This is a genomic window from Tenacibaculum aquaeponti (assembly GCF_057221555.1).
The window spans coordinates 825725-851849 of sequence record NZ_CM170147.1 but is presented as its reverse complement, the minus strand read 5'-3'; the positions used below and the strand labels follow the sequence as shown (position 1 = coordinate 851849).

At 30.7% G+C, this 26125-nt stretch carries 27 protein-coding genes; 17 read left to right on the top strand and 10 right to left on the bottom strand.

Annotated features, from left to right (window positions below; genetic code table 11):
• Positions 1-61 precede the first annotated feature (61 nt).
• Positions 62-1336: a hypothetical protein gene (locus AC2TEO_RS03875; protein WP_442266851.1), complete on the bottom strand. Its 1275-nt coding sequence runs from the start codon at positions 1334-1336 to the stop codon at positions 62-64.
• Positions 1336-2241: an ATP-grasp domain-containing protein gene (locus AC2TEO_RS03870; protein WP_442266850.1), complete on the bottom strand. Its 906-nt coding sequence runs from the start codon at positions 2239-2241 to the stop codon at positions 1336-1338. Before AC2TEO_RS03870 ends, AC2TEO_RS03875 begins: the two co-directional genes overlap by 1 nt.
• 283 nt (positions 2242-2524) lie before the next feature.
• On the opposite strand from AC2TEO_RS03870, the gene AC2TEO_RS03865 reads away from it, so the two are divergent.
• Positions 2525-3208 (top strand): dioxygenase family protein, encoded by a 684-nt coding sequence (locus tag AC2TEO_RS03865; protein WP_442266849.1) that lies wholly within the window; start codon positions 2525-2527, stop codon positions 3206-3208.
• 46 nt (positions 3209-3254) lie between these two features.
• Here the strand turns inward: AC2TEO_RS03865 and AC2TEO_RS03860 are convergent, their stop codons facing one another.
• From AC2TEO_RS03860 to AC2TEO_RS03845, 4 genes are read right to left on the bottom strand one after another with little or no spacing between them, the layout of a single operon-like run.
• Positions 3255-3914, bottom strand: coding sequence for a pyridoxamine 5'-phosphate oxidase family protein (locus tag AC2TEO_RS03860; protein WP_442266848.1), 660 nt, complete (start codon positions 3912-3914; stop codon positions 3255-3257).
• Between the two features lie 3 nt (positions 3915-3917).
• Positions 3918-4460, bottom strand: coding sequence for a GNAT family N-acetyltransferase (locus AC2TEO_RS03855; RefSeq protein WP_442266847.1), 543 nt, complete (start codon positions 4458-4460; stop codon positions 3918-3920).
• 4 nt (positions 4461-4464) lie between these two features.
• Positions 4465-5055: a DJ-1/PfpI family protein gene (locus tag AC2TEO_RS03850; protein WP_442266846.1), complete on the bottom strand. Its 591-nt coding sequence runs from the start codon at positions 5053-5055 to the stop codon at positions 4465-4467.
• Position 5056: 1 nt separating this feature from the next.
• Positions 5057-5575, bottom strand: coding sequence for a DinB family protein (locus AC2TEO_RS03845; protein ID WP_442266845.1), 519 nt, complete (start codon positions 5573-5575; stop codon positions 5057-5059).
• Positions 5576-5657: 82 nt separating this feature from the next.
• Between AC2TEO_RS03845 and pdxR the strand changes: the two genes are divergently transcribed.
• A complete protein-coding gene (gene pdxR / locus AC2TEO_RS03840) occupies positions 5658-7148 on the top strand; it encodes a MocR-like pyridoxine biosynthesis transcription factor PdxR (protein ID WP_442266844.1) in 1491 nt (496 codons plus the stop codon).
• Here the strand turns inward: pdxR and AC2TEO_RS03835 are convergent.
• The 3 genes from AC2TEO_RS03835 to AC2TEO_RS03825 form a co-directional block, all read right to left on the bottom strand.
• Positions 7108-7980 carry an RluA family pseudouridine synthase gene (locus tag AC2TEO_RS03835; protein ID WP_442266843.1) on the bottom strand — a complete coding sequence of 291 codons (873 nt, stop codon included), beginning with the start codon at positions 7978-7980 and terminating at the stop codon, positions 7108-7110. The two genes, pdxR and AC2TEO_RS03835, sit on opposite strands and share 41 nt — an antisense overlap.
• A gap of 278 nt (positions 7981-8258) precedes the next feature.
• On the bottom strand, positions 8259-8603 hold the full coding sequence (locus AC2TEO_RS03830) for a 5-carboxymethyl-2-hydroxymuconate Delta-isomerase (RefSeq protein WP_442266842.1): 345 nt from the start codon (positions 8601-8603) through the stop codon (positions 8259-8261).
• A 19-nt stretch (positions 8604-8622) separates the two neighbouring features.
• Positions 8623-11883, bottom strand: coding sequence for a S41 family peptidase (locus AC2TEO_RS03825; RefSeq protein ID WP_442266841.1), 3261 nt, complete (start codon positions 11881-11883; stop codon positions 8623-8625).
• Positions 11884-12154: 271 nt separating this feature from the next.
• Between AC2TEO_RS03825 and AC2TEO_RS03820 the strand changes: the two genes are divergently transcribed.
• Positions 12155-14401, top strand: a complete 2247-nt coding sequence (locus AC2TEO_RS03820) for an IPT/TIG domain-containing protein (protein ID WP_442266840.1) — start codon at positions 12155-12157, stop codon at positions 14399-14401.
• Positions 14402-14433: 32 nt separating this feature from the next.
• Entirely contained in the window at positions 14434-15483 is a 1050-nt protein-coding gene (locus AC2TEO_RS03815; protein ID WP_442266839.1) for a hypothetical protein, read from the top strand.
• An 86-nt stretch (positions 15484-15569) separates the two neighbouring features.
• On the opposite strand, the gene AC2TEO_RS03810 is transcribed toward AC2TEO_RS03815, so the two are convergent.
• Complete coding sequence (locus tag AC2TEO_RS03810; RefSeq protein WP_442266838.1) at positions 15570-15989, bottom strand: VOC family protein; 420 nt, start codon at positions 15987-15989, stop codon at positions 15570-15572.
• 203 nt (positions 15990-16192) lie between these two features.
• On the opposite strand from AC2TEO_RS03810, the gene AC2TEO_RS03805 reads away from it, so the two are divergent.
• The 13 genes from AC2TEO_RS03805 (at position 16193) to AC2TEO_RS03745 (ending at position 26124) form a co-directional block, all read left to right on the top strand.
• Complete coding sequence (locus tag AC2TEO_RS03805; RefSeq protein WP_442266837.1) at positions 16193-16702, top strand: BBE domain-containing protein; 510 nt, start codon at positions 16193-16195, stop codon at positions 16700-16702.
• Between the two features lie 101 nt (positions 16703-16803).
• Positions 16804-17640, top strand: coding sequence for a helix-turn-helix transcriptional regulator (locus AC2TEO_RS03800; protein WP_442266836.1), 837 nt, complete (start codon positions 16804-16806; stop codon positions 17638-17640).
• A gap of 207 nt (positions 17641-17847) precedes the next feature.
• Complete coding sequence (locus AC2TEO_RS03795) at positions 17848-18429, top strand: contractile injection system cap protein (protein WP_442266835.1); 582 nt, start codon at positions 17848-17850, stop codon at positions 18427-18429.
• Positions 18416-19243, top strand: a complete 828-nt coding sequence (locus AC2TEO_RS03790; protein WP_442266834.1) for a hypothetical protein — start codon at positions 18416-18418, stop codon at positions 19241-19243. The genes AC2TEO_RS03795 and AC2TEO_RS03790 overlap by 14 nt, the downstream gene beginning before the upstream one ends.
• A gap of 12 nt (positions 19244-19255) precedes the next feature.
• Positions 19256-20110 carry a hypothetical protein gene (locus tag AC2TEO_RS03785; RefSeq protein ID WP_442266833.1) on the top strand — a complete coding sequence of 285 codons (855 nt, stop codon included), beginning with the start codon at positions 19256-19258 and terminating at the stop codon, positions 20108-20110.
• 23 nt (positions 20111-20133) lie between these two features.
• Positions 20134-21717, top strand: coding sequence for a contractile injection system sheath protein (locus AC2TEO_RS03780; RefSeq protein ID WP_442266832.1), 1584 nt, complete (start codon positions 20134-20136; stop codon positions 21715-21717).
• 59 nt (positions 21718-21776) lie between these two features.
• Positions 21777-22241, top strand: coding sequence for a phage tail protein (locus tag AC2TEO_RS03775; RefSeq protein WP_442266831.1), 465 nt, complete (start codon positions 21777-21779; stop codon positions 22239-22241).
• Positions 22234-22707, top strand: coding sequence for a phage tail protein (locus tag AC2TEO_RS03770; RefSeq protein ID WP_442266830.1), 474 nt, complete (start codon positions 22234-22236; stop codon positions 22705-22707). The genes AC2TEO_RS03775 and AC2TEO_RS03770 overlap by 8 nt, the downstream gene beginning before the upstream one ends.
• 36 nt (positions 22708-22743) lie before the next feature.
• Positions 22744-22911, top strand: a complete 168-nt coding sequence (locus AC2TEO_RS03765) for a DUF5908 family protein (protein ID WP_442266829.1) — start codon at positions 22744-22746, stop codon at positions 22909-22911.
• Between the two features lie 2 nt (positions 22912-22913).
• Complete coding sequence (locus AC2TEO_RS03760) at positions 22914-23582, top strand: CIS tube protein (protein WP_442266828.1); 669 nt, start codon at positions 22914-22916, stop codon at positions 23580-23582.
• 2 nt (positions 23583-23584) lie between these two features.
• Entirely contained in the window at positions 23585-25378 is a 1794-nt protein-coding gene (gene vgrG / locus AC2TEO_RS03755; protein ID WP_442266827.1) for a type VI secretion system tip protein VgrG, read from the top strand.
• Between the two features lie 19 nt (positions 25379-25397).
• Entirely contained in the window at positions 25398-25700 is a 303-nt protein-coding gene (locus AC2TEO_RS03750; protein WP_442266826.1) for a PAAR domain-containing contractile injection system baseplate protein, read from the top strand.
• Positions 25693-26124: a gp25 family contractile injection system sheath assembly initiator gene (locus AC2TEO_RS03745; RefSeq protein WP_442266825.1), complete on the top strand. Its 432-nt coding sequence runs from the start codon at positions 25693-25695 to the stop codon at positions 26122-26124. The genes AC2TEO_RS03750 and AC2TEO_RS03745 overlap by 8 nt, the downstream gene beginning before the upstream one ends.
• Position 26125: the final 1 nt, after the last annotated feature.

Here is a 26125-nt window from a genome sequence, read left to right as displayed (position 1 = left end):
AATTAAAAACCTCCATATCTAAAAGATACGGAGGTGTAAGATTATTTATGTTTTACTATTTTTAGTATCCTTTAACTTCTCCCATACTTAATTCACCATTTTTTCCAAAACGATGCATTTTAGGTAATAAAGTTCCACTTTCGGTAGTAATCCAATCTTCCCAAGTAGCAGGAACACCTTCCATTTTCATGCTAGGTACATACATTTTATAACTTATAGGAATATAATTTTCATCTAAAGTCCATAAATAAGAATCACCAGGAGTTGTCCCACCAGTTGTATATTTTACAAGTAAAGCTTCTTTTCCATCTACTTCTTTTACAGTACGAATTATTCCAGGCTCAAATAATTTATGAGGAGCAACTAACCAAAAACTATCGTTGTTAAAGTAATCTTCCGCTTTTTTAATGATCGCTTTATCTTTAGAATCAGATAATTTTCCATTAAAATAAATTATACTTTTTTCAATATTATTTGGATGAAGTACCACCATTGTAGAATCCCAAGTAACTTCTGCAATATGTTCTTTTTTGTTCCATTTGTAAGCTCTTCTACCACCAAAACTCCATTCTAAAGTATTTGTTGTTTTGTATGCGTCGTGTTTAATAGCTTTTAAAACCTTATTTGCTAATCCATCAGATTTTGGATTAGAAGCTTTTGGAGTTCCCATGTTGATTTCAAATCCGAATACATCTAACTTATGTTTTGTTGGAAGTTGTAAATCAGATTCGGTAGTAGTCCAATCATTCCAAGAAGCTCCAAGACCACCAATAGGAATAATTTGAGTCCACATTTTAAAGTGCGTAGGAAAACCATAATCATTTAAAATCCATAAATAAGAATCACCAGGAGTAGTTCCACCAGAAGTATAAGTTACAAGTAAAGCATCTTTATCGTTGTGTTTTACAATTCTTCTTTCGACTCCATTATCAAAAACTTTATGTGGAGCAATTAACCAAAAACTATCGTTATTAAAGAAAGCTTCTGCTTTTTTGATTAGTGTTTTATCATCGGATTTTTGTCCGTCCACAAAGATTTCACTTTTGTCAGGATTCTTAGTGTCTAATACTACTTTATTCTTCTCCCAAGAAACTTCAACTTTATCTTCTTGTTTGTACCATTTGTAAAAATGTTTTCCAATAAAAGACCATTCTATAATCTCCGTATTTTCGAAAGCTTCGTGTTGTAAAGCGATTAACATTTTATTGGCTAAGGCATCAGCTTCTTCACCTTGTTTCCCAGTAGGTAAAGCTTCGTTATATTTAAAATATAAAAATGTAAGTACTCCAATAATTAGTAGTAATAGAATTCCTATAAATTTTAAGAGTTTTTTCATTAGTTTGGTGTAATTAATTGTTTGATGGGTTGTGAAAGTTTTACTGCAGCTTCAGGATGATTTCTAAACCAAAGTTCAGGTTCAATCAACTCCAATTCTGCAATAGCTAATTTGTTATCATTATCAGTAAAAATATCTACTCTAGCATATAACGGTAATTCGTTACAAGCTTTAATAGCTTTTTCTGCAAAAGCAATTTCATCAGCAGTAGGAGTGTAATCGTGAACAGTACCTCCAAAATCATCTTGAACTCTAAAATCACCAGGTTTAGCGATTTTTAAAACAGCATGAGTAAATTCTCCATTGATAATAATTAACGAGATTTCTCCTTTCTCAACTATGTTTTTTTGAAAAGGTTGTACAATATAAGCTTCCTCAGCGATTAACTTTTGAAAAGTGTTTTCGTGTTCAGCAATTGTTTCAGAAGTTATTTTGTAAGTATGTCTTCCTCCTCCAGAAATACAAGGTTTTAATACAAAATTTTCTAAATTATGTTTTGTAGCTATTTCTTGTAAACTAGCAGTTTCGCCTTTTTCTATAAAGTAAGATTCACAAATATGAACTCCTTTGTTTTGAAGATCTAAAAGGTAATGTTTGTCTAAGTTCCAACGTATGATAGCTTCTGAGTTAATCAGTTTTGTTTGCTGACTTACCTTTTTTAACCAAGCAGAAAATTCTGGAAATCGATCAAAATAATCCCAAGTTGTACGAAAAAGAATATATTTTGTATCAGACCAATTAAAATCAGGATCGTCCCAAGATAGTCGAGTAACTTTTAGTCCTTCTTTTTCTAATGCTTTTTTTACTAAATCATCCTCAAGTAAAAGGTTTTTTATATAATCATTTACTTTTATAGGATTTACATATCTTTTCTCGGAAAGAATTACAACATCGAATTTTTTCATGCTGCTAATTTCTGAAAAACTATTTACTTATAGTTTGTATAATATGTTAATAATCTAGTTAGGAAAAGTATCATCAAAAATATATTGAAATTTATCAAGATGATCAAAAAGGTAGGGTAGATTAAAGTTTTCTTGTTTTTTATTTAATAGAATCAAATTAATTATAGTATAAGTTCTAAACTTATAGAACAAATTATTCTATACATGCTATTAGAAATAATTTAGATAATTAATTTTTTCATTATAGAGTAAATGTTTTTGTTGAACCTTTAATAACTTAAAAATGAATAGAAAAAAATTTATCAAAAAAGGATTATTAGGAATGGGAACTATTATGACAGTTCCAACATTGATTTCATCTTGTAGCAACGAAAATAACGAAAAAGGAATTACAGATTCAAATTCTTGTATTGTTTCACCAACTGAGACAGCAGGACCATTTCCTAACAAAACACCTGCTGATTTAGTTCGAGAAAATATAGTTGGTAATAGAACAGGGGTTCCTTTATTAATTAATTTTAAAATTCAAAATGCAAATGATAATTGTGCTGTTTTACCTAATGTATTAGTTGATATTTGGCATTGTGATGCTAAAGGAAATTACTCAGAATATAATAATCAATTAGATGGTGATTTTACAAGTGAAAATTTCTTAAGAGGAAGACAAAGAACAGACACTAATGGAAATGTTTCTTTTATAAGTGTTTTTCCAGGTTGGTATCCTGGTCGTACTCCACATATTCATGTTGAAGTAAAATCTAATACAGGATCTTCACTATTAATTACACAAGTTTCTTGGGATATTAACGTTTCTAACGCAGTGTATGCAACAAATGGATATAAAGGAAATGCAGATACTAATAATTCAAATGATGGTATTGTATCTAATGGAAATCTTGCAGATTCATTAACTGGTAATATAACTAGTGGTTATACTTTAACTAAAGTTATTAAGGTAAGAGCTTAAAAATAAATGCTTAACTATTAATTTTAAAAAGGTTAAGCATTTAATTTTATTTATAATTATTGTAATGCGTTGTTATATGTTCTGGAATTGCTATTGTAGAAGGATAACCTTTATCTGCAACAGGTGCTTCTAAAACTTGTTTCACCGGTATAACGCCAGCCCAATATGGTAAATCGTAATCTTCTGGTTCATCGTTAACACCTTCTGCTCTTACTTTAGCTGAAGCTGAAGTAATAGTAAATTCAATAACCATAGTACGATCTAATTCTTTCTGATGCATCGGACGTAATGTGTCCCAGTGATTAGGAATCATTTGATCTACAATATCTTTTATAAATATTGTTTTTAGCTGATCTTCAGTAATTTCTTTTACTTCACCAAAAAGTGTTACAGAACGATAATTTACAGAATGATGCAATCCAGAACGAGCAATTACCAAACCATCTAAATGCATAATATTGATGGATGTTTTCCCCGAATCGAGAATAGCTTTTAACATTCGATTTGCTGTTGATCCGTGTAAATATATTTTATCTTCTTTTCTAGCGTAAGCCATTGGAATACTAATCGGATATCCATCATAAATGTACCCTACATGTCCAATAAATCCTGCATCGATAATTTGATGAATTACTTCAGTATCGTAAATAGCTCTATTCTGACCTCTTTTTACTCTATTAAGTTTCGTTTTTTCAAAAGTTCCCATAGTTTATAATTTTTTTGCTAAAATTGGATTTTCATATCCTTGTTTGTTGATTTTGAAATAAATATTGCCTACTTTTTCAAAGTCGTTTTTTTCATAAAAGTTAATAGCTCTTGTGTTTTTGATATATACCGTAAGCCACATAACGTCAAACTGTAATTCTTTTGCTTTTGCAACAGTTTTCTTAAAAAGTTCTAATCCGAATTTATGAGTGATAAATTCATCTAAAACATAAATACGCTCTAAACGACAACAATTCTGATTTTCTATAAATTCTGAAGGAGCATTTAAAACTAATTTTACATAACCAACAGGCAGTTGATTTCTATATAGTATAAAATATACGTTGTTACTATCTTCTAATTCTTTTTTAGTAGTTTCAATAGAAAAAGCTTTGTCTAAATAAGCATTTAAGTTTGTTTTATCTTCAATGTAATCACCATGAGATTCTCTAAATGTAACTCTACCTAATAAGGCTAAAGTTTCTAAATCTTTTACTGTTCCTTGTTTTATTTCTATTGTATCTGTTTGTGATATTGTCGCATTCATAATGCTAAGCTTCATTAATTATATATTCCATGTACTTTGCCGTTTTTTCTACTGTTTTCTTACCATGAATTTTTTCAACGATATGAAAAGATAAATCAATACCAGCAGAAATTCCACCAGAAGTATATGTTTTTGAATTCGATTGAACATAACGTTTATCTGTAATAGTTTTTCCTGAAGGAACTAATTTTTCCATGTCTTCATAAACTAAATGATGTGTACAATACGGATTGTTGTCTAAAGCTCCAATTTTTGCTAAGAATCGAGAACCAGAGCAAATACTCATTGTAATTTCTGTTTCTTGATCTGTTTTAGCAATCCAATCGATAATTTCTTGATCTTGTATAGCTTGATTAGTTCCGTCTCCACCAGCTAAAATTAGAATGTCAACTTTTGGACAATCATTAAAATCGTATTTTGGATTTACAGATAATCCGTTTATAGCAGAAATAGCTTTTTTGGTTTTCGCTACGGTAAAAACATCAAATAATTCAAAATTATTTAACTCTGAAGTCACTGAAAAAACTTCAAATGGTCCGGCAAAATCTAATACTTCTGCATTATCAAAAATAAATATACCTACTGTTTTTTTCATGTTATAAATATCGTTCTTTAATAATCTCTATATGCCAAATATCATGACCAGGAATTACAAATGCAGCAGCTCTAGCAGACATTTTAGTTCCGTTAGCATTACCTATAAAAGATAAATCTTCGTTGTTTAACGATTTTAATAACTGTATAGAATTGGCACGATTAATTTTAAATTCTTCTAATAAATCACCTATATTTTTATGACTTGCATTTGATGGCGATATGTAAATGTTTTGATCAAATCCAGCTAAAGGAGTAGTGTCTCTTCTAGCAATTCGAAAGCATCTATGTATAAATACACGTTCAGAGTCTATCAAGTGTTGAAAAATCTCTTTAACACTCCATTTTTCTGGTTGATATTTATAATCTAGTTTCTCGTTAGAAATATTCTTAAAGAAATCATAGGTTTTATGAGCGCCTTCAGAAAAGCTATCAATTAAAGTAATATCATCAGAAAGTTTATGAATATATTTTCCGTAATATTCGTCGTATTCATGAGGTAAAACTTCTAATTTTTTCATGGATTGTAACTTATTTTCATTCAAAAATAATACATTTATGGTGTGTTGTATTAGTCCAGAATTAATTTAATTAGTAGTCCAGATGTTTCCTTACAAAACAAGTTTACACATTAATAGAAAAAGCAAAGAACCTTTGTTTTTACAGTTAACGAATCAATTCATTCATTTAATAAAAGAGGGAAAAATTCCGTCTGGAACTAAATTGATAGGAACCAGAAGTCTAGCTGAATTATTGCAAGTACATCGAAAAACTGTTGTAGCCTGTTACGAAGAATTGGCAATGCAAGGTTGGTTGGAAACGATACCTAAAAAGGGAACCTTTGTGCCTGAGAATCTACCACTTTTAAAATCTGAGGATTATAAAGGAAATGAAGTTTCAGATAATATAGATCAAATAGGTTTTTCGTATTATAAGTCTAATTTACCTGGAAAAACAATAGAAAAAGAAGAAGGTTGGTTATATATTAATGATGGTGTTTCAGATGGAAGATTAACACCAACAGAAGATTTAGCTAAGATTTACAGAAGGATTTCAGCTAGAAAAAATATTACTGAACATTTGGGGTATATATCTACTCAAGGAAATGAACAACTTCGAGGTGTTTTAGCGAGTTATTTAAATGAAACTAGAGGTTTAAGTATTACCAAAGATCATATTTTGATTACAAGAGGTAGTCAAATGGGAATATGGTTATCCGCACAATTACTTTTAAAAGAAGAAGATATTATTGTAGTTGGAGAAACAAATTATGCTTCTGCAGATATTACTTTTTTACACCAAGGAGCAAAAGTTTTACGAGTTCCTGTTGATGAAAGTGGGATAGATACGGTTGCTTTAGAAAAAATTTGCGAATCTCAGCAAATAAAAGGAGTGTATGTAACTTCACATCATCATCATCCAACTACGGTAACATTATCTGCTGAGCGTCGCATTTGTTTATTGAATTTGGCAAAGAAGTACCGTTTTGCCATTATAGAAGATGATTACGATTATGATTTTAATTATAATCATGCTCCAATTTTACCATTAGCAAGTCATGATGTACATCACAATGTAATTTATATTGGTTCTGTCTGTAAAACAGTGGCACCAGTTTTTAGAGTTGGTTATTTAATTGCTGATAAAGAATTTGTAAATGAAGCTTCGCAAGTTAGAGGTTTTGTAGACCGACAAGGAGATGCATTACAAGAATTAACTTTTGCGGAATTTATTAAATCTGGAGATTTAGATCGTCATATTCGAAAAGTGCTTAAGGTATATGAAAAGAGACGCGATTTGTTTTGTAATTTATTAAAAGAAGAGTTGAGCGAGTTTTTCAGCTTTAATAAGCCGAAAGGTGGAATGGCAGTTTGGCTAACTTTAAATAAAAAATATACTTGGAATCAAGTATCTGATATAGCAAAAAAATATAAGTTAGCAATAGGAAATGTTTCTCGTTACGATATGGCAAAAACAAATCATAATGCAATACGAATGGGATTTGCTACATTTAATGAAGAAGAACTTTATGAATTAATTAAACGAATGAAGTTTACAATGAAAGATTTAGTAAATCAGGAAAAATCCGTTTAAATTTTTTAGGAAGTTCTTTTTCAAAAAGAACTTTTTGATTGGTAAAAGGGTGTATGAATTCTAATTTTGAAGCATGTAAATACAATCCATTTCCATAAGAAAGTAATGCTTCGATATAATAATCTTTATCGCCTAAAATCGGATTGCCAATAGCATGTAAATGTTTTCGAAGTTGATGTCTTCGTCCTGTTTTTGGATGTAATTCTACAAGGTTTAAAAAGGTGTATTTTTCTGAAGGAATACTCTGTAAAACAGTGAATAATGATTTAGATTCTTTTTCATCTACTGGAATTGTAATTTCTCCTGATGATTTCATGTTATCAATAGTTATAGCATGATATGTTTTTTCGATTTCTTTTTCTTCAAAAAGTTTTGTCAATGCTATAGTTGCAGCATTAGTTTTACTAATAAGTAATAATCCACTTGTTGGATAATCTAAACGGTGTACAGGTCGAGGTATTACAGCATCTTCAAGTGTACTTTTTTTCAAGTTTTGTTCTAAAGCGTTAGCAATAGTTGCAAACGAATTTCCACTAACTAAAACACCAGCAGGCTTAAAAATTACAGCAAGATATTCATCTTCAAAAATAACTTCTAAAGGAAAATTAAATGTTTTTTTATTCGATGCTTCTTGATACAATTCAATTAATTCACCTCCGTTTATAAATAGAGCAGTAGTTGCAGTTTTTCCATTTACAAGAACTAATCCTTTTTTAATGGCTTTTTTAAAACCAGATCTAGTCGGATTCGTATTAAAAATGCCAATTCCATATTCTTGTAAACGTATTGGTTGTTTTAGTTGAGGTACTTTATGTTGCTCTTTTAATTTCAAGTAGAATTAATTTTATGGCAAGATGGTATAAAAAAACGAAGCTGAAAAATAGTTTTTCAACTTCGTTTGTTATATATCCAAGATTTTAATTATACCAATCCGTTGTGCATTTAAATACTTAAACAATTCTAAGATATCAGTTCGAGTGCTTTTGAGGCACGAAAAAGTGTATCGAGAACTATTTTGAAGTTAAAATCCTTATTTTCGATAAAACTTTTCTTCATTTTATATGAAAAATCACTCGAATTGACAGAATTTTATTCTAAATCTATAATAGATTACACCATAGTTTTATTACAGTATGTTGCTTTTTCAAAATCTCTGATATTAATAGAGATAATTGGAACATCTGGAAACATTGATTTTAATGTTGATACAATACTTTCAGAAAGCTTTTTCTTTTGGTCTGCAGTTCTTCCTTCCATAATATTTCCAAATACATGGATAAAATCATCAGAAGTATTTCCAATGGTAAAATATTGAAAAGGATTTATTCTCACTTTAATATCTCCTTTAGCAAACAAACCTGAAGCGTCTGCAGTATTGTAAACTTGTTGTATAATCTCTTGAGGAGATTTCAATTTTATAATATGCTCTGAACAATCAATTACAAAATGTGGCATAATAATATTCTTATATGATTTATTTTTCTTTCTCGTATCCTTTTGGTCGCTTAGAACGAATTGGAGCTTTAGGTTCTGGTTTTAATTGGAATTCGTTTCCTTTTAATAATCGTAAAGCTTCTTGAACTGCTCTTTCTAATTGCGGATCATTTCCTTGTAATACTTTCTTAGGATCTTGAATTACTTCAATATCCGGAGCAACACCTTCGCCTTCTACAGCCCATTTCCCATCAACATCAAAGAATCCTCCACGAGGCGCAACCATTCTACCACCATCAATAAAACGAGGAGTATCCCAAGTTCCAACTAATCCACCCCAAGTTCTAGTTCCTACTAAAGGTCCGATTTTCTTAAATTTAAACATATACGGAAGTAAATCTCCACCAGAACCAGCACGTTCATTAATAATCATAACTTTTGGTCCCCAAATTCCAGCCATTGGAGTAGTCCAAGGTCTACGATCATTAGCTTTACTATTAAAATATCCCATTAAATCACGAGACATAATATCAATCATATAATCAGCTGCAGATCCACCACCATTATTTCTTTCATCGATAACGGCACCTTTTTTGTCTTGTTGAGAAAAGTAATAACGATTAAAAGATGTAAATCCAGGTCCAGAAGTATTTGGAACATAAACGTAAGCAAGTTTTCCGTTCGATAATTGATCTACTTTTCTTCTGTTGCTTTCAACCCAATCGATAGATCTTAAGAAACGTTCACTAAAAGTAGGTTTTACTAAAATAGATTTAGCTCCATCTGAACTTGGTTTAGAATTTACTTTGATATAAATTTCTCGTCCAGCTGTTTGTTCTAATAATTGATAAGGATTCATGTCACTAGTTAATTTTACTCCATTAACCTCGATAAGATAATCTCCTTTATTTACGTTTATTCCAGGTAAACCAAGTGGAGCAGAAACATTTGGATTCCAACGTTCTCCTTTATAAATTTTAGCAAAACGGTATAAACCTTTACTTTGTTCTAAATCTGCGCCTAATAATCCTACAGGAACTCGGTTTACATTTGGTGTATCTCCACCAGAAACATAAGAGTGACCGATAGCAACTTCACCACTCATAATATCTACTACATAATTTAAATCAGTTCTGTGTCTTACATGGTCAATCCATTCAGAATACCATTTATAAACATCGTCCCAAGGAGCACCGTGAACATTATCAACATATAAGAAATCACGCATGTATCTCCATCCTTCTTTAAAGATTTGATGTGCTTCAGCTTTCGGATCTACTTTTATTTTAAGATTTGTTTTTAACCTTCCTTTTGTTCCTTTTACAGGTGCTTTACTACTTACAATACTCCAATTACCACGACTTGATAATAAAACAGAATTTCTATCTTCAGTAGTCACCATTCCAGAAACTCCTTTAGAGAAAACAGTTGCTTTCTCTTTAGTAACATCATAAGAATGCATTGTAATTCCTGGTGTATTTGGAATAGCTTCAGCAATAAAAACTTTATTTTTTGGTCCTTTTGTTAAACCTAAGTAGTTTCTAGCAGGTAGTTTTAATGCAACAGCTCTATTAAAAATACCAGCTTCGTCAATAGTCACTATGACTTTTTCACTGTCTTTTTTACTAGGTTTTTTAGTGTCTTTTTTATTTTTAGAAGCTGTTTCTTCTTTTTTAGCAGCTTCTTCATCTGTTTTCGGAAGATTAGGAGCTTTGTCTTTTGAATTTAAAACAACAGCGTATAAGCTTCTAGATACACTAGGATCGTATGAACTCATATCTAACCAACCAGATTGTAAACCATAATCGGTACTTGCTAGTGTATAAATATATTTTCCAGAAGCATCCCAAACAGGTGAAATAGCATCAGCAATTGGATCTGTAATTTGAACTTTCTTTTTTGTACTTATTTGGTAAGCAAAAATAGATTTGAAATGACTGTCATTTTGTTTTGCATAAGCAATCCAGTCACTATCTGGAGACCAAACAGGATTCATCGATCTGTTAGGATGTGCATAACGATCTGTATCTACTTTAAAAGTCTTTTTTGTGTCTAAATTAATTACCCAAATATTAAAATCGGTATCGGTATAAGCGATGTATTTTCCATCTGGAGACCAATCTGGTCTAAAGTAGAAAGTTGGATTAGGTAATGAAATATACTGTTGGTTTTGTCCATCTTGATCAGCTAAAACTAATTCGTATTCTCCATTTTTATCAGAAAACCAAGCAACTTTATCACCTTTTGGAGACCAAATAGGTGAGCGATCTGCAACACCTGGTGAGTTGGTAAGATTTCTCCAAGTACCATTTTCTTTTGGTACTGTAAAGATTTCTCCACGATACTCAAAAATGGCTCTTTTTCCTTTAGGAGATACATTTGGGTTGGTTAAGTTTCTACCAGAAACATTCATCCAACGTGTTCTTGAATAATTTAAATCACCTTTTACATTAATTTTTATTTGTCTTGTGGTTTTAGTTTCAGGATTTAAAAAGTGAATATATCCACCTTGTTCGTAAACAATTCCATTAGTATTTGCATCTAAACTTTTTACATCAAATTTTTTATGAAATGTAATTTGACGCTCTAGTTTAGTTTTAATATCGTATGACCAAATATTACTTGTATAATCTCTTTCAGATAAATAATATACAATTCCGTTATGCCATACAGGATCTAAATGTCTTTCTTTATCTTTTTGCGGAGTAGTTTGTAAGGCTTTCGTTTTTAAATTTACAATCCAAATAGGCATTGCTTGTCCACCTCGGTAGTTTCTCCATTCTGCATCCCAGCTTGTAATAGGAGTATAAGCAATATATTTCCCATCAGCAGAAATTTCACCATATGCAGCTCTTGGAATTTCAACAGCTGTTGGCATTTCACCTTTAGGGGAAACTGTAAAGAATTTATTGGTTTGAGTAGGTCTTGATTCTCTACCAGAACGGAATAAGATTTTATTATCTGGAGTCCAGCCTTGAACAAAATCACCAGCAGGATGGTAAGTTAATCTTTTAGGTTCTCCACCTTCAGTAGGAATTACATAAACATCAATGTTTCCATCATATTGAGCTGTAAAAGCAATCATTTTTCCATCTTTAGAAAAATGAGGATTAGACTCATATCCTTCATGACTTGTAAGTCTAGCGGCATCGCCTCCATTTAAAGAAGCTTTCCATAAATCGTTTGCATAAACAAAAACTACATCATTTTGCGAAAGTGTAGGTTGTCTTAATAGTCTTGTGCCTTGAGAATTTCCAAAATAGAAAATTGACAAAGCCATAACTATGAGAATTTTTTTCATGATATTTTATTTGGTTAATGAAGTAAATAAAGGTACACAAAAAGGAAAACGGAAAGCGTGAAGAATTTGTTAAAGCGATTTAGATTTATATTAAAGTTTTAAATATTTAAAATGAATAGTGAGAATTGATTTTTCGTTCTAAAAAAATATACTTTCATACCATTTCTGTTTGCGTTAAAGGAAAATCATGTCTGAAAATTATGACTTGCTATTTAATTTAGTGATTAATTACAGTATTGTAATCCAAAAAACTATACTAAACATGGAAATAATGAATTATAGAAACTTAGTAAGTGTATGTGTTTTCTTTTTATTTGGAATTACTTCAATTACAAGTCAAAGTATAACTAGTATGAGTCCGTCTAAAGGTTCTTTAGCAGGAGAAACTTTAGTGACATTAAAAGGAAGTGGATTTGACAAAAATAAATCTGTTGGAGTCTTTTTTAAAAATGCAAAATATCCGAATGGAGTAGGAGTTTCAAGTATCACCTATGTAAATGATTCTACTATAACTTTTAAAACATCAAAACGATCAAATCCTCAGAGTTTTTCTGTGTATTTAGAATTAAAGAAAGATGCTAAAAAGGTTTATGCACCAATCAAATTTGAATACAAATTACCAGAAGTAAATACGATGAGTCCAGATACTACTACGGTAAAAGGAGGAAAAACTATTACTATAAAAGGGAAGTACTTTTCAGGAGCAACTTATGTAAAGTTTGGAAAATCGGGTAATAAACCAATATTTGTAAACGATTCAGTTATTAAAGTTAAAAACCCGCCTCATGTAGCTGGTAATGTAACTGTAGCTGTAGATGTTCAAGCTCAATATGTATCAGTACCTTTTCAATTCAATTATAAGAATAATTCTATAAAAAACACGTATGAATTATCTCTAGAAAATCTTACAGGATTAAGTTCAAATTATAAAGTTTATGTTTTAGGTTATAGTACAACTTCTCAAAAATATCTAGCTCTAAATAAAAACACTAAACAAGGAAATTTTAAAACGTTTTCAAGTAAAAAAGGATATATAGAATCTTATGAATTAGGAAAAGAAATAACAAGTATTACTCTATCGAATAAAAATGAAATTAATGGAGCACGAATTTATTTTTTCGTTAGAGATACAACTAAAAGATATCAAGATAATTCAAGTAAAACAACAAATGGAAATTTAGGATTTAAATTTAATGCATCGGGAGCTAATGTATTTCAGGTAAACAACCCACCTCAAAGTCAGTTTCCTCAATATAGTTATATAGAAGCAACATTTTTAAGAAAACAAAACCTGTATATAGATGCTTCTTTTGTGGATGGTTTTTTCTTTCCGGTTTCTATACTTGCTGAAGATAAATCAGGAAAAGAATTAGATAGAGTAGGGCAAACTGATGGAATTAGCGGAAATGAAGTAATTGAAGCATACCAAACATTCTTAAACCAAAAAGATGTTTCTAAGGGATATAAAGATTTAGTATATACACCTCAAGGAGAATCATCTGTTTTGTTAAACCCAGGTATGTATTTAAATAGTAATACAAATGATTTAGATTTAGTATTCAACGAAGCTATCGATCAATTATTTACAGATGCTAATATGAAAATGAATATTTGGCAAAATGGGAAAGGAAATTTTGCAAGAAACTATGCCGTAAATCCAATAAAAAAAATGGTGTTTCCTGGAACTACAAATACACATTCAGCATTAGAATTTACAAGTTCTAATGCAACAACACTGCACATATTTAATCCAGTTGGTTTTTCGGTAGTTTCTTACAAAGACTCAAAAAGTGGAGATATAAAACCGATTTTTGGAAAAATAAGTAATAATGTATTAACATTTAAAAATCCATTACCATCTGATTGTGGTTTAGTAACAGGAATGTATGTGAGTTCTGGAGGAGGTTCTACAGATGGAACAACGCAAATAACTGCAATTACCAAATTAAATAATACTATTACATCTGTTACTTTAAATTCAAGTACAGATTATTCTAGTTACTTTCAATACAAATTCTCCAAAGCACCAACGAATTATTATTATTCACCTGGACACATGACTTTCGCTGGAATAGGTTTATTTGCGGATGGAGTTTTTAGATATACAGATACTAATGATCAAGTTGTAGTAAAAGGGTTAGAAAACCAAATAAGTACCGCATTAAATAGAGGTGTAGCGCTATTAAGTTTTCCTGATACTACTTCTGCTGGTAGAACAACTAAAAACTGGGGAGATGAAACGAAATGGTATCCAGCAAAACAACCACAAAATATGTTCTCATATTTTATGCATACGGCTAAAGTTGGTACAAAACATATTTTTTCTTTACCTAAAAATGCAGTACAGTCAGCAAGAGGAACATATATGGCGAAAGCATATGGATTTGCATATGATGAAAATCCTATTGGAGGAAATCAAGGAAATCAGCCACAAGTTCCTTCAGAATTTCCAGGGGTTTTCCCCAAGAAAACAGAGAAGCTTAAATTAATTTTAGGTGTTTGGAAGAAAGCAAAATAAACGAATGAACCTTAATTGAAACCAAATATATTATGGAAACTAAAAATCAAACCATTTCAAATATTCCAGCTGGTTGGGTTGGTGGCTTCGCAAATTCTAATCCAGAATTTGCTTATCCAAATCCGAATTTAACTTCGTTGCCAATGCCAGATAATATGTTAAATATTGGAAGATTACAACGTCAGCAAGCAGTAAAATGGCCTGAGTTTAGCTGGGAAACAGAAATGGGAGCTGTAGATCCTAAACGATGTTATCAAATGTTTGCGCCAGATATTTCAAGAATAGGATATACAAATGAAGGTCGAGTATATTCTATTATTTGTCCGCAACAAGGAATTACATCTCCGCTTTTTGGATCATTAAATGTAGAAGTAACTGTTACTGGAACAAGAGGCTGGGTTAATGAAGATAACAGAGAATTAGCAGCAGAGATGGGTGTTGTAGGAAAAATATGGTTTAGTCCACCAAAATCGAAAGAAGGATGGATAGTTTCTGGAATTCAAAAGTTATTATGGGATAAATTACAAGAAGCACGTTTTCCATTTCCTTTTACTAAATCTCAAGCAATTATGGTTACAACTCATAAAAATGGAGCTCCAGATCAGCCAGTATTTCCAGTGAGAAAAGGGTTAAGTACAAGTTTTCCTATTCCTGACTTTGCTAAACATGAAGATGAAGCTTGGACTGTTGGGAATTTAGAAGTTCAAATAGGACCAATTGTTAAAACAGGTTATCCAATAGTTGACGAATTTAATGCATTGGTGATGGATGTTTTTAACTTAGGTTCTGGTAATATGTTACAGGAAAAAAACGTGCTAACATGGAATGTTTGGTTTACAGAGCCAGAACTTGTAAATCAGAATGAATGGGCGAGTCATGCTTGGAGATGGAGACAATCTATAGATGCAGATCATGGTTCTCCAGACGGACCAGGAACTGAAGCTAGGTATTACGATGGAACTCCATTTAGTGTTGATTTTAATTTAATTAAAAGACAAGAAGAATCAAAATTAATGAGCTTTTTAGAGCATTTTGATAGTGAAGAAAAAGATAAGATTCTAAAAGCTTTAGAAAGTATTTAATTACTAATACAGAATATTATTCAAAAATATTGTACGCCATCACTTCTTTCTATTTCTTTAAAAAAGTAAGTGATGGTGTCTGTGTTTTATTTAGCGAAAAGCTGATCTATATCTTTAAAGGCTTTAAATTCTAAAGCATTATTTTCAGGATCATTAAAAAACATAGTTGCTTGTTCACCAACTTTCCCTTTAAAACGAATAGTTGGTTCAATAACAAATTTTATGTTTACACTTTTTAAACGATCTGCTAATTTATGCCAGTCATCCCATGATAATACAACGCCAAAATGCGGAACAGGAACATCATGACCATCAACAGGGTTTGTAATTGATTTTGTTGGAATAAAGTTTTCTTTTTGATGAATTACCAATTGATGTCCAAAGAAATTAAAATCGACCCAATGTTCAGCACTTCTGCCTTCTTCACATTGTAAGATATCTCTGTAGTAAGTACGACATTTTTCTAAATTCTGTACTGGTATAGCTAAATGAAATGGTTGAATCATAAGAAAAAATTAAAAAGACTTTAAATATCAAAAATAATACACTTAAGTATATTATAGATACAGTTATAGCATTCTGTTTAATTTTTTCGATGTTGATTAACTAATTTTAGTACAACAGAAAGTTTTCTTTAGGATTTATATAATTAAAGAAAGTAATTTTCTTAAAAATAAGAATCAGCATAAATTAAAACTAACCTTATATTATGAGTATATATACCCTCGAAATTAACAAAGAAGAAGTTGAAGTGCTAAAAAAAAAATTTCGTAACGATAAAATAACTCCAGTTTTTTACGAACCTAAAGATTCTGGTTCCTATAATTTATTAAGAAAAGTATTTAATAAAAGATTTGATTTTATGCTTTCGCTAATCTTTCATCCATATACAAAAGAATATGTTGCTACTGCTATAGAGTTCTTTTCTTCTAATAATTTTCAATTTACAGTAAAATCAGAAGGACATGATAATGAAAGAAAATATGTGGCAGAGAAAGTAATTCCAACGAGAGAATATGTAAATAGAGCTTTAGATTGGATGGAAGAATGTCGCGATTATCAAATAGATGAAACCGATGGTTCATTTATAAGTTTTAAAGATAACTCTGTACCGACTAAAAATTATTTTTCACAAAACTACGATGCTTTAATTAAAATTAAAGAAACATATAGTGAAGATGAAAAATTTTTATTTAGAAGTAGAAAAACAATTATTTAGTATATCATGTTATTAACTAATTTGATTTTGAGTTATTAATATAGTTATAAAATCAAATTAGTTAATGACTTTTTTTAATCAACCAAAAATTAATTAACCTTTTGAAAACGGATAACTACATAATAGTTGCATCCGATCATAGTGCTACACTTTCTAAAATAGTTAATGAATTAAATAATTTACATGGATATAGTTGTATTACCGTAAACTCTGCCATTTTAGTAACTAGATTATTAGAAACAATTTCACCTAAGCTTATGATTTTGTATTTTAAGAATAATACTATTGAGTTTAATAGATTATTCCGTCAAAATATAAAGTTTGAATTCCCAATTTTATGCTTAATGAATCGTTATGAACTACTGCCAGAAATACCAGAAAAAACTCCTTTATTAATACAACCATTCGAAATTTTAGAAAACAAATACTTGTTAACTAACGTGAAAAGTGTTTTGTCTATGGTAAGATTCAATACATCAATCAAAAAAAATAAAAGAAAAGAAGAAAGTTCACTTTTAGAGAATAAAAATTTAGCTCGTTATGTTTTAGAATTGGATCAAAATAAAATGCTGTTCAAAAAAATAATGAGCAGAATTAAAGAATTAAGTAACGCTACAGATATTGGAACAAGAAATAAATTAAATTCGATTGTAAACAATATAAAACTGAATACAAAAACAGGTCATTGGGAAGATTTTAAAATGTATTTTGAAAGTATCAATCCAAATTTTATTAAGCAATTAACCACAAGATTTCCATGTTTAACCTCTAAAGATATTAAATATTGTTGTTACCTTAAAATGAACATGTCTAATGAAGATATCCGATATATTTTAGGTATAAATAAGGAAAGTGTTAGAACGCACAAATATCGATTAAAGAAAAAAATGACACTCGAGAGAGAGCAAGATTTAAGAACTTATATTAGTTCTATTTAATAAGAAGAGACTGTTTTTAAGCAGTCTCTTTTTTGTTTATAAATATTTTATTTCAGTTTAAAAATTGATAAAAAAAAAGCTGTCTATGTTTTGTGCACGTTTTTTTCAACCGATCTAAAAATGTTCATGATATGTATATCTACATTTTAAAGTTTTTTTCTCTCTAAGATATAAATTTGGAATATCAACCAAATTATACTTTAAAAATTGATTTCTAAAGCAATACAATTTACTGTTAATTCATTAAATCTATATTTAAAAAATAAATTCGGAGTATCCGAAAATATAGTGATTGCAAATAAAATTGTCGATCAAAATGGAGGCGAACCAATAGAAAATCAAAATAAAGTTTTAATTACAGTCGTTCATGTAGAGCAAGAAACTGTGAAATCTTTTTATAATAAGAATAGGAAGTTGAACGATAATAGTTTCGCAAATAAACCTCAAGATGAACGTTACAATGTATTTCTTTTAGTAACTCCAAATTTTGAAGATTATAATGAAACTTTAAAATTTTTGAGTGCTTCATTACAATTCTTTCAAACCTATCCGATTTTAGATGCCAATTATACTTCAAATATACCTAAAGAAATAAACCGATTAGAGTTTCAATTTGAAACAGGTGATGGATATCAACAAATGCACAATTTATGGAGTGCATTAGGAGCAAAATATAAGCCAAGTGTAATTTACCAAATGCGATTAATTACTATTGTTTCTGATGAAGTAAAAGGTTTTGAAACTGCTATTAACACAACTTCAAATACGTTTAAACATGTTGAAAAGTAGTTTCTATAAAATAGTATCATTAACAGTTTTACATAATTATTACACAGGTAATGTTTGTAAAGATTTAAAATATGAACCAGCTAAAGAATCTGGAGACATTATAAATAAATACGGATTTAAAATTATAATAACTGCGGTTGGTTTTGAATTGTATGTAGATAGAAAAGAGAACTTTTCTAATCTGTTGAATTACATTACTTCAACTACAGGAGAAACTACTTTTAAATTTCATGCAAGTACATTAAACCCATTGTTCTATCAATTTACAGAATTACCAATTAATGAGATAGGAATAACGCATTTCAATACAGATAATGCAATTGAAAATGTAGAAACTAATAAATTAATATTAACTCCTAGTTTTAGAAGTACAAATTCCGCTGATTACTTATTTGAATTTACTATTCGATTTGAAGATTTAATCAAATTGAATGATGAAAAAAAAGAAGCAAATTATGAGATTAAATTCGAAGCAAGAGCAACGCAATGGAAATATTATATTGTTAATACTACTGGACAACATTTAGGAAAATTATCAATAAAAGACACATCAGGAATACAATTTTCGGGACCAGAACAAATACTGCTACCCAATGAACAAAAAGCACAACTTTTTTCTTTAGTAGGAGACTTGTTACCATTTTCGGAAAAACCAATTTACACCTTTGATTTAATAAGTAATTCAATAAAAAATGGAGTTGAACGAAGTAAAGTTGTTTTTAAAGGATTACCAAAATCAAATCCAAAAGAAATAGCAATAAATGAGGAGTTATTGTCTTCAAAAATAACCTCCTTAATGTATGTATATATCTAAAAGAATAAAGCAATGCATAATTTAAAAACATGTTTAAATAGACCTCCTATGCCAAAAGGAGCAATAGAACCAAACTCAAAGGCTGTAAATGGAATGTTAGAGTTTGATGGTTATTATTGGTGGACAAATTATCCTTTTGGAATTTCGAATACAGGTTATTGGTTTAATAATCAACAATGGGATCCAAGATGTGCGTTTGTAGATGCTGATGGTTTGCATTTACAGATGAAGCAAACGCTTTTACCGAATGCTCCACATAAACAATGGTCATCTGTAGAGCTTGTACTTTGGGGAGAAACGATTAACAATCCAAACACACCTACTAATATACCAGAAAGAACTTACCCTGGTTATGGAAGATATTTGGTCGCTGCTGAATCAGTTTCAGGAATGTTTAATGATATCGCAAATAACTGCTGTTTTGGAGTATTCACATACCAATTTCAAGCAGACAATTCTATAATTAATAGTCATAGAGAATTAGATATGATTGAATTGAGCCGTTGGGGGAAAATTAATGATCCTACAAATGCTCAATTCACGCTACAACCTTGGGAGGCAACACCACAAAATGTACATAGAGTTGCATTAAATACAGAAAAAAGTAAAATAACAATAGTTATGGATTGGCAGGATGAAAATGCACCAGTTGTATTTTCAATTTATTACGGGGTTTATACATTAAAAACATTACCAACTAAGCCAGATATTACTTGGACAACAACTAGTAATCAGAATAAATTTATTCCAAATGAAGGGTGCCAAACAGTACACTTTAATTTATGGAGGCAACCACCAAATGTGGTTTATCCACAAGAGAATCAAGAAGTAATTATTAAAAAATTCGAATATCAAAAGAAAAATTAACTACAAAATAATCAATATGTTTTATGAACTTATCTACTATTAAATCTCCAGGGGTTTATATCAATGAGATAAATGCTTTTGGAAACTCAGTAGTGCCAGTGGCAACTGCAGTTCCAGCATTTATAGGATATACACCACAGGCAATGTATGATGGAAAATCATACACTAATGTGCCTAAGAAAATCACATCATTTTCAGATTTTCAAGCAATTTTCTGTTTGCCAGATCTGCCACCGCCAGCAGATCCATCACAACAATATACGCCAGAATACTATTTAGTTGCACAAGATAGTCAGCCAACAGAAGGTAATTATATTATGATTGGAACTACTTATTATTCTATTTTACCTGATCCTAACTCAATTTATTATCTGTACAACAGTGTGAAATTGTTTTATGATAATGGAGGAGGAGATGCTTATATTGTTTCTGTAGGTACTTACGGACCACTTTCGGGAGCACCAATGACGTTGGGAGATCAAATTGTAAATCCAAATGTACAATTGGATCAATTGACAAAAGGATTAGAATTGTTAAAGCAAGAGCAAGAACCAACGATGTATATCTGTCCAGAAGCAACATTACTATCTGTAGATAATAATGCATCTTTAACTCAAGCGATGTTATTACAAGCTTCATCAATGCAAACAGCTGTATGTATTTTTGATATTATAGGAGGAAATAATCCAGACCCTATCAATTATACTGAAGATATAGAAACATTTAGAAATGGAACAGGATCAAATGGATTAGATTTCGGAGCAGCATATTATCCTTTTGTAGGAACAACAATAATGCAACCTTCGGATATTAATTATACCAATTTATTTGGAGGAGATGTAAGTAAATTACAACCAATACTTAGTCCACCGGATAATCCAAATCCAACTGTAGATACAATCCTGCAAAATATTCAAAATCCACCTGAAGGAAAAGCCCTAACTGTAAGTCAATATAATAATTCACTTTTAGTTGCAAGTCCAACTTATAATACAATCATAGCTAATGTATTAGAAGATGCAAATATGTTACCCCCAAGTGGAGGTATGGCAGGAGTAATTACTGTTACAGATAATACAGTTGGTCCTTGGCAAGCGCCTGCAAATACATCGATGGTAGATGCTGTGAGTTTACCAATTCGAATTTCTGAAACACAACAAGCTGATTTAAATGTTGATGCAATTTCAGGAAAATCAATTAATGCAATTCGTTTTTTCAACGGTTTAGGAATCCTTATTTGGGGAGCAAGAACTTTAGATGGAAACAGTCAAGATTGGAGATATATTTCGGTAAGAAGAACTATGATTTTCATAGAACAGTCTTGTAAGTTAGCTGCTAATGCTTACGTTTTTGAACCAAATGATAAAAATACTTGGGAATCTGTAAAAGCTATGATTAGTAGTTTCTTAAATGATGTTTGGAAACAAGGAGGGTTACAAGGAGCAAGTGCAGCAGATGCATTTACAGTAGAGTGTGGATTAGGTTCTACAATGACTGGAGAAGATATTTTAAATGGATTTATGAATGTTTCTGTAAAAGTAGCAGTTGTAAGACCAGCAGAATTTATTGTAATTACTTTCCAACAACAAATGGCAACTTCAGCATAGAAGAGAGTAATACATATCATAAGAAATTAATCAAATAATATAAAACTAAAAATAATATTATGGCAACAGATGATGGAAGTGTACAAGGTGCAACCTGGCCCATGCCAAAATTTCGTTTCGAAGTAGATTTAGGTACGGAATTAACAGGAGTTGCATTTCAGGAAGTTTCTGGGATGGATGTTGAAAACCAAATTATTGAGTACAGAAAAAGTAATAGTCCACTATTTTCTGTAGAAAAAATGCCTGGCATTGTAAAATACGGAAATGTAACAATGAAACGAGGTGTTTTTGTAAACGATAATACATTTTGGGATTGGCATGCAGAAATTAAAATGAATACAATAAAACGTAGAACAGTTTTAATTAAACTTTTAGATGAAGCAGGAAATGTTACTATGCAATGGCAATTAAATAATGCTTGGCCAACAAAAATTTCAAGTACAGATTTAAAATCTGATGGTAACGAAGTGGCTGTTGATACATTAGAAATAGCACACGAAGAGTTAATTATTACAAATGGCTAAAAAAAATCAGAAAGCAAAAGAAGAAAGTAAAGTAGGGAAGTTCCCCGTAGGCTTTTACTTTTCTGTTTCGTTTGATGGTGGTAAAGAAATGCCTTTTCAACAAGTATCTGGTTTAAGTAAAGAACAAACCGTAGAAGAAGTAATAGGTGGAGGCGAGAATAGATTTAAGTATCGCCTTCCTTCTATTACTGCGAGTCAAAATTTAGTATTGAAAAGAGCTGTTGTACCAAAAGGAGATGAGCTTACTACTTGGTGTAAAGATTCTATAGATGGAGGTTTAGCTAAGCCGATTAAAACTAAAACAGTATCAATTAATTTATTGAATAATGAAGGCCAGGTTTCTATGAAATGGAACTTTTATAAAGCTTATCCAATTAAATATTCTATTTCTGATTTAAAATCTCAAGAGAGCGAAATCTTAATGGATACCATAGAATTAGCTTACATACATTATACTACTTCTTAAGTACAAAAAGATGTTTTAGAACTAAAAAATAAATAGATGCCTGTAGAAATAAGAGAGCTAATTATTAAAACTGAAATAAAAACAGCAGTAGAGCAATCATCAACAATACAAGATATTGATCTCTCAGTTTTTAAAGAAGAAATAATAGAAATGTGTAAACGCATGCTTTCTGAAGAAGTAAGAAGAACAAGTTATCGAAGATAGTTATGGGATTAGAACACATGAAAATAGCAGGATATTATGATGGTGATTTTACCAATCCTATACCTGGAGATCCTTATAAAGTTATGATTAATCCAAACACAATAAAGTGGAATCGAAAAATCATATATAACAAGCAGCGTCCAATCGATGCAAGTAAAGCTTCTCAGAAATATAAAAACTCAGGAATAGATGATTTGAGTTTTGATATTGTTATTGATTGTACTGGAGTTGTATTTTCTAAACGAGTAGATATGGCTACAGAAATAAAAACTTTAGAAGATATAGTTTACAAATATGATGGAAAAATACACCGACCAAATTTTGTAAAAGTACAATGGGGAAGTAATATTTCTTTTAAAGGAGTTTTAAAAACGTTTAATACAACATACACACTTTTTAAACCAGATGGAAGTCCTTTAAGAGCAAAGGTCTCATTGAGTTTTGAAGAATATGTCTCGCCTAAAAAAAAGTGTAAAGTTGAAAAAAAAGAATCTCCAGATATTACACATTTAGTAGAGGTAGTAGAAGGAGAAAGCCTTCCTCAATTATGTAATAAAGTTTGGAATAATCCACTTTATTATGTGCAAGTAGCGAATTATAATGGATTGAATAAGTTCAGAAATCTTAAAGGTGGGCAAGAATTAATTTTTCCACCAATCATAAAATCATAAGAATGGGATGTAACGGTTCAAATGGAGGCTTAGTCACTTTTGCGATAAAGATTGACGGAACTCAAATTCCTGATGTAATCGAAATTCAAAAAGTAGAAGTTGAGAAATCAGTGAATAAAGTATCAAAAGCTATTATTACTGTTATAGATGGAGATCCAGCTACAGAAAGCTTTGAAGTAAGTTCTTCAAAAACATTTCTTCCAGGAAATAAAGTAATAATAGAAGCAGGTTACGATACTATGAATAAAACTATTTTTAAAGGAATTGTAACTAAGCAAAGTATTGATATTTCAGATGCTGAAGGAGCTACTTTACAAGTTGAATGTAGAGATGAAGCTGTAAAAATGTTAGTAGGTCGTAAGAGCCTTACATTTTCTAAAAAGAAAGATAGCCAAATTATGTCTTCAATTATAGGAAGTTATTCTGGACTCTCAGCTGATGTAACCAATACCACTACAAAATGGCCAGAACAAGTACAATATTTTACTACAGATTGGGATTTTATTATGGCTAGAGCAGAAGTAAATGGAATGGTTGTAACAACATTAGATGGAAAAGTATCTGTATTTCCTCCTGATAAAAATAAAAAACCAGTTTTAGAAATTACTTATGGTGATGATTTAATGGGATTTCATGCAGATTTAGATGCGGTTACTCAATTAGGAAATGTTAAAGCCGAATCTTGGGATTATACAAAACAGAAAATACTATCAGGCTCTTCTAAAAATTCATATTCAGGTCCAGGAAATTTATCTAGTCAAACCTTATCAAAAGTGGTAGGTTTAAAAGATTTTGAAGTTCAAACTACAGCGCCTTTACAAAGCACAGATTTAACCAATTGGACTAAAGCTGTTTTAACTAAAAGTGATTTCTCAAAAATAAGAGGAGAAGTTAAATTCCAAGGAACAAGTAAAGTTAACCCAGGAAATTATATCACATTAGATGGTTTAGGAGATCGATTTAATGGAGATCATTTTGTTTCTAATGTACGTCATGTTATTGCAAAAGGAAATTGGATTACTGAAACTGCGATAGGATTATCGCCAGTTTGGTTTACACAAGAGCCAGATGTTATGGCTCCTCCTGCTTCTGGATTATTACCTGGAGCTCAAGGATTATTTAATGCTACGGTAAAGAAAATTTACGAAGACCCAGATAATCAATTTAGAATTTTAGTAGATATTCCACTTTTCGATGATAAAGGGCAAGGGATTTGGGCTAGGTTATCCAATTTTTATGCAACATCAGGAGCTGGAGCATTTTTTTTACCAGAAATTGGAGATGAGGTTATTGTTGGTTTTTTAAATCAAGATCCACGATTCCCAATTATACTTGGTAGCGTATACAGTAGCAGTAAACATAAACCATACAAAGAATTAAAGCCTAATCAGAAAAATTCAAAGAAAGCAATTGTATCCAAGCAAGGAATTTTTATCGAGTTTGATGATGAGAACAAAGTGTTTACAATAGAAACACCAAGTAAAAATACAGCGATTTTTGATGACAAAAGTAAAAAAGTAACGATTAAAGATCAGAATAATAATAGTATCGTCATGTCTTCTAGTGGTATTGTTATTAAAAGTGCTAAAAGTATTTCTATAGAAGCAAATCAGAAATTAACATTAAAAGGAAAACAAGGAGTTACAATAGATGGTTCACCAGGAGACGTAACTCTTAAAGGAACGAATATTAAAAACTCAGCAAATGTGAAATTTTCAGCAAACGGAAGTGCGCAAGCAGAGTTAAAAGGAGGTGCTCAAACTGTAATTAAAGGAGCAATGGTAATGATTAACTAAATAATTAAAAATAAACAAAATGCCACCAGCAGCAAGATTAACAGATTTTCATCAATGTCCAATGCAAACACCAGCAATTCCAGCACCAATTCCGCATGTTGGTGGACCAATAATTGGCCCAGGACAACCAAATGTATTAATAGGAAAATTACCAGCGGCAAAAGTTGGAGATATGTTGGTATGTGTAGGCCCGCCAGATGTAATTGTGAAAGGATCTGCAACAGTTAAAATAGGAGGAATGCCTGCTGCAAGAATGGGAGATGCAACCGCTCACGGAGGTAAAATAGTTTTAGGAGCTTTTAATGTGATGATTGGTGGATAGCATTGGAATAAAAAGAAAGAAAGAATTTTTAGGTTCAGGTTGGTCTTTTCCAGTAACTTTTTCTGTTGGAAATCATCAATTAATAACTACTCGATTTGAAAATAATATCAAAGATTCTATTGATGTCATTTTGCAAACGAATTTCGAAGAACGACCTATAAATCCTCAATTTGGATCAGGATTACAACAGTTTTTCTTTCAAGAAATGAACGAGACATTAAAAGCTGAAATTAGAGATACAGTAAGAATAAGTTTATTAAATAACGAACCAAGAATAAGTGTGCTAGATGTAGAAGTTACCTATATAGATATTGATAATGGATTGATTGAAATAGATGTTGCATACGAATACAACCAAACAAATACAAGACACAATTATGTATATCCTTTTTATTTAAAAGAAGGTACAAATTTAGGAAAGTAAT

Excerpts from the sequence above, each read along its gene's own strand:
- AC2TEO_RS03875 (WP_442266851.1), bottom strand. The coding sequence starts at position 1,336 with ATGAAAAAACTCTTAAAATTTATAGGAATTCTATTACTACTAATTATT.
- AC2TEO_RS03870 (WP_442266850.1), bottom strand. The coding sequence starts at position 2,241 with ATGAAAAAATTCGATGTTGTAATTCTTTCCGAGAAAAGATATGTAAAT.
- AC2TEO_RS03865 (WP_442266849.1), top strand. The coding sequence starts at position 2,525 with ATGAATAGAAAAAAATTTATCAAAAAAGGATTATTAGGAATGGGAACT.
- AC2TEO_RS03860 (WP_442266848.1), bottom strand. The coding sequence starts at position 3,914 with ATGGGAACTTTTGAAAAAACGAAACTTAATAGAGTAAAAAGAGGTCAG.
- AC2TEO_RS03855 (WP_442266847.1), bottom strand. The coding sequence starts at position 4,460 with ATGAATGCGACAATATCACAAACAGATACAATAGAAATAAAACAAGGA.
- AC2TEO_RS03850 (WP_442266846.1), bottom strand. The coding sequence starts at position 5,055 with ATGAAAAAAACAGTAGGTATATTTATTTTTGATAATGCAGAAGTATTA.
- AC2TEO_RS03845 (WP_442266845.1), bottom strand. The coding sequence starts at position 5,575 with ATGAAAAAATTAGAAGTTTTACCTCATGAATACGACGAATATTACGGA.
- pdxR (WP_442266844.1), top strand. The coding sequence starts at position 5,658 with ATGTTTCCTTACAAAACAAGTTTACACATTAATAGAAAAAGCAAAGAA.
- AC2TEO_RS03830 (WP_442266842.1), bottom strand. The coding sequence starts at position 8,603 with ATGCCACATTTTGTAATTGATTGTTCAGAGCATATTATAAAATTGAAA.
- AC2TEO_RS03825 (WP_442266841.1), bottom strand. The coding sequence starts at position 11,883 with ATGAAAAAAATTCTCATAGTTATGGCTTTGTCAATTTTCTATTTTGGA.
- AC2TEO_RS03820 (WP_442266840.1), top strand. The coding sequence starts at position 12,155 with ATGAATTATAGAAACTTAGTAAGTGTATGTGTTTTCTTTTTATTTGGA.
- AC2TEO_RS03815 (WP_442266839.1), top strand. The coding sequence starts at position 14,434 with ATGGAAACTAAAAATCAAACCATTTCAAATATTCCAGCTGGTTGGGTT.
- AC2TEO_RS03810 (WP_442266838.1), bottom strand. The coding sequence starts at position 15,989 with ATGATTCAACCATTTCATTTAGCTATACCAGTACAGAATTTAGAAAAA.
- AC2TEO_RS03805 (WP_442266837.1), top strand. The coding sequence starts at position 16,193 with ATGAGTATATATACCCTCGAAATTAACAAAGAAGAAGTTGAAGTGCTA.
- AC2TEO_RS03790 (WP_442266834.1), top strand. The coding sequence starts at position 18,416 with ATGTTGAAAAGTAGTTTCTATAAAATAGTATCATTAACAGTTTTACAT.
- AC2TEO_RS03785 (WP_442266833.1), top strand. The coding sequence starts at position 19,256 with ATGCATAATTTAAAAACATGTTTAAATAGACCTCCTATGCCAAAAGGA.
- AC2TEO_RS03780 (WP_442266832.1), top strand. The coding sequence starts at position 20,134 with ATGAACTTATCTACTATTAAATCTCCAGGGGTTTATATCAATGAGATA.
- AC2TEO_RS03775 (WP_442266831.1), top strand. The coding sequence starts at position 21,777 with ATGGCAACAGATGATGGAAGTGTACAAGGTGCAACCTGGCCCATGCCA.
- AC2TEO_RS03770 (WP_442266830.1), top strand. The coding sequence starts at position 22,234 with ATGGCTAAAAAAAATCAGAAAGCAAAAGAAGAAAGTAAAGTAGGGAAG.
- AC2TEO_RS03765 (WP_442266829.1), top strand. The coding sequence starts at position 22,744 with ATGCCTGTAGAAATAAGAGAGCTAATTATTAAAACTGAAATAAAAACA.
- AC2TEO_RS03760 (WP_442266828.1), top strand. The coding sequence starts at position 22,914 with ATGGGATTAGAACACATGAAAATAGCAGGATATTATGATGGTGATTTT.
- vgrG (WP_442266827.1), top strand. The coding sequence starts at position 23,585 with ATGGGATGTAACGGTTCAAATGGAGGCTTAGTCACTTTTGCGATAAAG.
- AC2TEO_RS03750 (WP_442266826.1), top strand. The coding sequence starts at position 25,398 with ATGCCACCAGCAGCAAGATTAACAGATTTTCATCAATGTCCAATGCAA.